General features: G+C 45.6%; 9 protein-coding genes and 1 riboswitch. All 9 genes read left to right on the top strand.

What is annotated here, in order from left to right:
* Window positions 1-242, top strand: a 242-nt coding sequence (locus tag BCT81_RS11020; protein WP_102424260.1) for a DUF2999 family protein, incomplete at its 5' end; no start/stop codon positions are given.
* Between the two features lie 227 nt (window positions 243-469).
* Window positions 470-859: an ASCH domain-containing protein gene (locus tag BCT81_RS11015; RefSeq protein ID WP_008216358.1), complete on the top strand. Its 390-nt coding sequence runs from the start codon at window positions 470-472 to the stop codon at window positions 857-859.
* Window positions 860-988: 129 nt separating this feature from the next.
* Window positions 989-1,726, top strand: a complete 738-nt coding sequence (locus BCT81_RS11010) for an AraC family transcriptional regulator (protein WP_102424256.1) — start codon at window positions 989-991, stop codon at window positions 1,724-1,726.
* A gap of 80 nt (window positions 1,727-1,806) precedes the next feature.
* Complete coding sequence (locus BCT81_RS11005; protein WP_102424255.1) at window positions 1,807-2,724, top strand: EamA family transporter; 918 nt, start codon at window positions 1,807-1,809, stop codon at window positions 2,722-2,724.
* 97 nt (window positions 2,725-2,821) lie between these two features.
* A riboswitch (TPP riboswitch) is annotated at window positions 2,822-2,933 on the top strand.
* A 98-nt stretch (window positions 2,934-3,031) separates the two neighbouring features.
* A complete protein-coding gene (gene thiD, locus BCT81_RS11000) occupies window positions 3,032-3,916 on the top strand; it encodes a bifunctional hydroxymethylpyrimidine kinase/phosphomethylpyrimidine kinase (protein ID WP_198596881.1) in 885 nt (294 codons plus the stop codon).
* Window positions 3,906-4,670 carry an ABC transporter ATP-binding protein gene (locus BCT81_RS10995; protein ID WP_102424253.1) on the top strand — a complete coding sequence of 255 codons (765 nt, stop codon included), beginning with the start codon at window positions 3,906-3,908 and terminating at the stop codon, window positions 4,668-4,670. Before thiD ends, BCT81_RS10995 begins: the two co-directional genes overlap by 11 nt.
* Window positions 4,663-5,478, top strand: a complete 816-nt coding sequence (locus BCT81_RS10990) for an ABC transporter permease (protein ID WP_102424251.1) — start codon at window positions 4,663-4,665, stop codon at window positions 5,476-5,478. Before BCT81_RS10995 ends, BCT81_RS10990 begins: the two co-directional genes overlap by 8 nt.
* Before the next feature lie 120 nt (window positions 5,479-5,598).
* Complete coding sequence (locus BCT81_RS10985) at window positions 5,599-6,555, top strand: ABC transporter substrate-binding protein (RefSeq protein ID WP_102424250.1); 957 nt, start codon at window positions 5,599-5,601, stop codon at window positions 6,553-6,555.
* An 8-nt stretch (window positions 6,556-6,563) separates the two neighbouring features.
* Window positions 6,564-7,073: TenA family protein (locus BCT81_RS10980; RefSeq protein WP_102424248.1), on the top strand; the 510-nt coding region annotated here is incomplete at its 3' end.

Here is a 7,073-nt window from a genome sequence, read left to right as displayed (position 1 = left end):
TTCTAGCAATGTTGAAAGAGAACAATATTAGCGACGCACAGATCAGCGAGCTATTCCAAACGTTGACTGAAAACCCTCTTGCAGCAATGGCGACGATCAGCCAACTTGGTTTACCACAAGACAAGCTTCAAATGCTTATGGGTCAGGTAATGCAAAACCCTGCGCTAATCAAAGAAGCAGTTGAAGAACTTGGCCTAGATTTTTCTAAGGTTGAAGCCGCTAAAGAGCAACTTCAAAAGTAATTGAGTGTAGAAGGCAATTTAGTTAATGAGTGATCACCAGTTAGGTTAACAGCTCTTAGCCATGCCAATCAGACTTGAGTTAAAAAGCCGTTTGAGTAGCAATACTTAAACGGCTTTTTTGATTTTGTGATTCTGTACTCATGTGAACTAAGCTCAATATAAAGTAACGGCTGCGCTTACTTGAGTTATGGTAAGCAGCACGAAACAACATTTAAAAAAGAGGGCTTATGAATTCTTACAAGCTGGAAATCTACCAACGACCGCTAGACGCAATAAAGAGTGGCGCGAAGCGTGTTGAGATAAGAACAAATAACAGTTATGAGGCAATTCAATATGACCAGCTGACTAAAGGAGACCACATTGCTTTTCAAGTGATATCAGGTCCACCGTTTGTTGGTTTAGATGTGATTAAGCCAAACGCGCTGACTGTCGAAGTATTGGACGTAAGAAACTATCCTGACCCAAGAGCGTTATTGATGACAGAGGGACTAGGAGTGCTATCTAATTTGAGTGATTCAATTGATGAGGGCGTTGAGCTTCTCTACAGCTTTCACGAATACAAAGAGATGATCCCGGTTCACGGTATCTTTGCTATTGAGATTAGAGTTATCGAATAGTATCGCTATAGGGGAACGGTCACTATTTACGAGAAGTGTGACTAAATGAAGATGATAAGTTAATGTGTCTCAAATACTTTTACTTGTATACAGTTACTTTTTCGCACTTAACCAACGTCGGCGTTGCTCATGAAATCTAGCTTAAGCATTCGATCTTACACCAAACAATTCAATACTCATGCCCATGACGGCTACCATCAACTGGTGTTGCCTATTCAAGGGAGTATTAGTATTGAAATGGTTGGGTATGTTGGAAAGGTCGCTGTTGGTGAATGCGTGGTAATTCCAGTCACTACAGCTCATGCGTTTAAGGCGGATGAAGCGGCACGCTTTATTGTTGCGGATATGGTGGAGTTACCGCAGCACTTGTTAGAGCATGAGCTTTCGGTGTTCACGATAACACCACCTTTAATGAGCTTCTTGCTGTTCGTGGAAAAGCAGTTGGAATACCAAGTGGACAGTGGCATTGAATCATCTATCTTAGATGTGTTTTCACTGCTATTAGAGCAACAAGAAGTCAGCAAGAGCATCGACCCTCGTATTCGTGCGGTGCAAAGGCTTATTGCGGATAATTACGCCCAGTCTCTCTCTATTTCTCAGCTTGCAGAAACGGCTTGTTTGAGCCCCACTCAATTTAAGAAGCGCTTTAAAGAGTGTATTGGAATCAGTGCCCTTAAATACATCACTTGCTATCGTATGGAGAAAGCACAAGCCTTGCTAAGCCATACTGATTTACCTGTTCAATTGGTCGCAGAAAATGTGGGCTATAGCGACTTGTCTGCGTTCAGTCGACGCTTCTCTCAGCACTTTGGCATGTCTCCGAGGGCGTTTTTAGGTTCAATGAAAGAGAGTCTTTCAAAGCAATAATAGCGTCCTTTTGGCAAACTAAATCTAGCGTGTGTTCACTATTATCTAGTTCAGAAATGAAAATAGACTAGGTAATAGTAATGAATCTTGCCATCAATCGCGTTAACGAATTCCAAACGGGCACTTTAGCCATCGTGTTTGCTTCTGTTTTATGGGGTACGACAGGTACAGCCGCAAGCTTTGCGCCGGATCTCAGCCCGCTAGCGATTGGCGCGTTTTCAATGGGCGTTGGTGGCTTAATGCAAGCGGGCTTGGCGTATCGGAAGATCTTATCTTCACTTGATAAGCTTTTGCTCAACAAAAAGCTGTTAGCCGCGAGTGCATTGGCTTTGGCGATCTATCCTTTGGCTTTCTACTCTTCGATGAAATTATCGGGTGTCGCGATGGGAACTGTGGTGTCGATAGCTACTGCTCCGTTCTTTTCTGCGCTTTTAGAGTGTCTTATTAGCAAAAATAATAATATTAATAAACGTTGGCTGACGAGCTTTGCCATTGGCGTGGTTGGTATTGGACTATTGGTTTTTTCTGAGTCGTCAGTAGGGAGCGAACCTAATGATGGCCTGAAGCTTTTAGGTATTGGTTTAGGTTTGGTTGCTGGGTTGTGTTATGCCATTTATTCGTGGGCGACAAAAGCTCTGATAGACCAGGGCATCAAGTCACAAGCGGCGATGGGCAGCATATTTGGTTTAGGTGCAATGTTGTTATTACCAACGCTGTGGTTCACTGGTGACAATCTATTCGCTTCAAGTACTAATATATTCGTGGTGAGTTACTTGGTGTTACTTCCTCAATGTTTGGGTTATATCGCCTTCAGTTTTGGGTTAAGACATGTCACGGCAAGTAGCGCGAATTTGATTACCTTGCTTGAACCAGTGGTTGCCGCCGTATTGGCTGTCTGGATTGTGGGGGAGCGCATACCTTTAGTCGGTTGGATTGGTATGTTGTTGATAGTCATGTGTTTATTTATTCAATCACAACCAAATGTCCAGCGAAACTAAGTGCTTGTTAACAAAGCTAAATTGAATTTTATTCATGCTTGTATCTTATAAATGAATAAAATGAGTATCTCAGTCGCAAGAGTGCTGTTACTATCGTTATCAATAGTCGGGGGGCATCTACCTTAATTGGTATTTGCTGAGATCGTTATTCGAGACCCGTTGAACCTGATTCAGTTAACACTGGCGTAGGGAACTATGATGACTTTGTCTATGTGGTCCAACAATGATCTCTCATTGGTTTCATTTCCACACTCTCTTTACGGCCAAAGTTCGGTTCTCTTACGTCTTTTAGATAGTAGGAGCGACCATGACGCAGCATTCCAACACTCAAGCGCCACTCAAGAATACTCAAACACCACACAACCAATCTTCGGTGGTCAATACTCCGATTGTTTTAACCATAGCAGGCTCTGACAGTGGCGGCGGCGCTGGTATTCAAGCGGATATTAAAGCCATGTCTGCAACGGGTAGCTTCGCTTGTTCTGTGATTACTGCCATTACCTCTCAGAATACCCAAGGCGTGTCAGCCATTTTTCCAATCCCACTTGAGCATGTTGCCAGCCAATTAGATGCGGTGTTCACCGATCTGAATATCGTGGCGGTAAAAGTCGGTATGTTGGCGGATTCGCAAATCATCAAAGTCGTTGCTGACAAAATCAAACAATACCAACCAAAACACTTAGTGATTGACCCGGTAATGGTCGCGACAAGCGGCGACCTTCTTCTAGAAAACTCGGCTATCACCACGCTAAAACAAGAGCTGATTCCGCTTGCCGATATCATTACCCCTAACTTGCCGGAAGGCGCAGCACTTACAGGCAAAGCCGTGCCTGAAAGCGAAGCTGAAATGCAGGACATGATTGAAGACCTGCGTGCTTTAGGTGCTAAAGCAGTCCTGCTAAAAGGCGGTCACTTGGAGAAAGATGAAAACAGTAACGATTTACTGATTCTGCCAACCACATCTGCCTTGATTAGCGCGAAGCGTTTCCCTACCAAAAACACCCATGGCACGGGTTGTACGCTATCTTCTGCAATTGCTTCTTTCTTGGCTCAAGGCAACACGCTCCCAGAGGCTGTCGACCTTGGTAAACAATACATTTCAAGCGCGATTGCGCATGCTGACGAGTTGAAAGTCGGTCAGGGTCATGGCCCGGTAAATCACTTTTTTGCTGGCCACGGTAATGTTCGTTAATACGGTTGGCGTTCAACTCAACAATGCGACGCTGCGTTACCGAGATAGCGAGCACGCGACCCTGTCGGGACTGTCACTTAACTTAAGCGCAGGTAAGTGGACAGTGCTGCTTGGGCGAAGTGGTTGTGGGAAAACTACGGTATTGCGATACCTCGCGGGTTTACTCGATGACAAAGTTGAATGGCAGGGCACATTGGCAACGTCTGATGAACTGCCCCTAACCGATCGCATCGCATACATGGCGCAGCAAGATTTGTTGCTGCCGTGGTTGTCGGTTATCGACAATGTATGCCTGAGCCATCGCTTCCAGTACACCACGAACAAGCACCTAAACAAAGAGCAAAAGAACCAAGCGTTCGAGTTACTCGCTTCGGTTGGTTTGGCTGATTACGCGGATACTATGCCGGATCAGTTGTCTGGTGGTATGCGCCAACGTGTTGCTTTGGCTCGAACCTTAATGCAAGACAAGCCAGTCGTGCTGATGGACGAACCATTCTCTGCGTTGGATGCGGTAACAAGACACAAGTTACAGAGCTTAGCGTGTGAACTGTTAAGAGATAAAACCGTTGTGTTGATTACTCATGATCCACAAGAAGCGGTGCGTTTGGCGGATAACTTGTATGTGCTGCAAGGCTCGCCTGCGAGTGCTCACTCTTTACCTGTACCTCATTCGGCGACGCCACGATTGCTCGATGGTGAGTGTGCCGAGTTGCAACAGGCGATCTTAGAGCAGTTGGAGCGTGATTATGACTGATTTAACGCGAAGTGAAGCTGTGACTCAGCCAACGAACGTGCAGGCTAGTACTAAGCGTTCAAGTCAGATGAATCCCGTTATGCGTTTGCTTATCAGCAGTGTTGTGATTCTTGGCTTATGGCAACTTGTGGTCGTTGTTTTCGAAATGCCGAGCTTCATTCTTCCAGCTCCCGCAGAAGTCTTCCTCAAGCTGATTGAACGCTACGATGTGTTACTCAAACACACTTGGGTGACCGCACATGAGATCTTACTTGGGCTATTACTAGGTTTGTCTATGGGGCTGTTTTTCGCCTTGCAGATGTTGATGTTTGATCCGTTGAAACGTTGGCTGTTGCCTATCTTGATTGCTAGCCAAGCGATCCCTGTATTTGCGATCGCGCCAGTACTGATGCTGTGGCTTGGCTATGGCATCGCCTCAAAGGTAGTGATGGCAGCAATCATTATCTTCTTCCCTGTAACTACCTGTTGCTATGACGGCCTGCGTAATACACCTGCAGGTTACCTTGACCTCGCCAAGACGATGGGCGCATCGAAATGGCAACTGCTACGCCACATTCAACTTCCTGCTGCACTGCCAACATTGGCGTCAGGTATTCGTGTCGCAGTGGTTATTGCACCAATTGGCGCGGTTGTTGGTGAGTGGGTGGGTTCGAGTGAAGGGCTAGGCTACCTAATGCTGCAAGCCAATGCACGAATGATCATTGATGAGATGTTCGCTGCCTTGTTTATCTTGGCGGTGCTCTCTATCTCGCTCTACTTCATCACAGACAAATTACTTAAAAAAGCTATCCCTTGGGAGAACCAGTGATGGCTAGCTCAATAACTCTTTGTTTAATAAAGCTTCGCCCAAGGCTATTTATCTAAACAACACCTAGTTAGAAATTAGATCGACAAACACAATAATAATATTCAAAAGGAAAGGTTAACTATGAAAAACACCAAATTGGTCGGTGCAGTGGCACTGCTTGCTTCGCTAGTTTCAGGTCATGCATTCGCGGATTCGGAACACAAGAAACTGACACTGATGTTGGATTGGTTTGTAAACCCGAACCACGGTCCAATTGTGATTGCTCAAGAGCGTGGTTACTTTGCAGATCAGGGCCTAGAGATTGAAATCCAAGAACCCGCTGACCCAAGCACACCTGCAAAACTCGTTGCAGCAGGTAAGGTCGATCTCGCAGTCACTTACCAACCAAGTTTAACCATGGATGTGGCGGCAGGCTTGCCTCTCGTTCGTGCATCAACCCTTATTGCAACTCCGCTGAACACACTAATGGTGCTGGATAACGGCAAGAACGATTCGTTAGCGGATCTGAAAGGCAAGAAGATCGGTATCGCGATTGCGGGTAATGAAGAAGCGACGATCGGTACCATGCTGGCTCAGGAAAACGTTGCGTTTACAGATGTGCAAACCATCAATGTTGGTTGGGCTCTTTCGTCTTCACTGGCATCAGGAAAGGTAGATGCCATTTGGGGTGGCTTACGTAACTTCGAAACGAACCAACTAGCCCTTGAAGGGTTTAAATTCAAAGCATTCTTCCCAGAAGAGCACGGTGTGCCAGCTTACGATGAGTTGATCTTTGTGGCCAACGCAAAGAAACACGACGACGAAGCAATCAAAGCATTCAACAAAGCACTTGAGCAAGCAACGACTTACATCGTGAACCACCCGCAAGACTCTTGGAGTGAGTTTGTAGCGTATTCGCCAGATACGTTAAACAATGAGCTAAACCAACGTGCATGGAACGACACACTGACTCGTTTTGCTCTTCGCCCTTCAGCGGTAGATATGAAGCGTTACGATGATTACGCCCAGTTCATGTTCGACAAAGGCATTATCAAATCACTACCAAAAGCCGCTGATTACGTACCGGCTTTTGACTAAGGAATCTCATGAAATATCAAGACCTAATCCAAGCCTGTCAGCAAGATTGGCAAGACTACACCGAGCATGATTTTGTTAAAACGCTGGCAAACGGCACTCTTGCTCAGCCGTGTTTTTTGCATTACTTGAAACAAGATTTTCTGTTCTTGAAACAGTATGCCCGTGCTTATGCATTGGCGATTTATAAGGCAAAAACACTAGCTGATATGCGCCGTGCTCTGCCAAGTGTTCATGCTCTATTGGATTCTGAAATCTCTCACCACGTGACTTACTGTGGTCAGTGGGGTTTAACGGAATCTGATTTAGAAAACGAACCTGAAGATTTCGGCACAGTGGCTTATACGCGCTACGTTTTAGACGCGGGTATGACGGGTGATCTTGTCGATCTTTATGCGGCATTGGCTCCATGTTCAATTGGTTATGCTGTGATTGGTAAAGCGCTGTTAGAAAGCAGTGACACTGTTTTGGAAGGTAATCCATACGCAAGCTGGCTTCAGCTTTACGGTGGTGAAGAGTTC

The sequence above is a fragment of the Vibrio sp. 10N.261.52.A1 genome, assembly GCF_002876325.1.
GTDB lineage: Bacteria > Pseudomonadota > Gammaproteobacteria > Enterobacterales > Vibrionaceae > Vibrio > Vibrio chagasii.
Note: the sequence above shows the minus strand (reverse complement) of the source record. Positions and strands in the feature narration are given on the sequence as shown.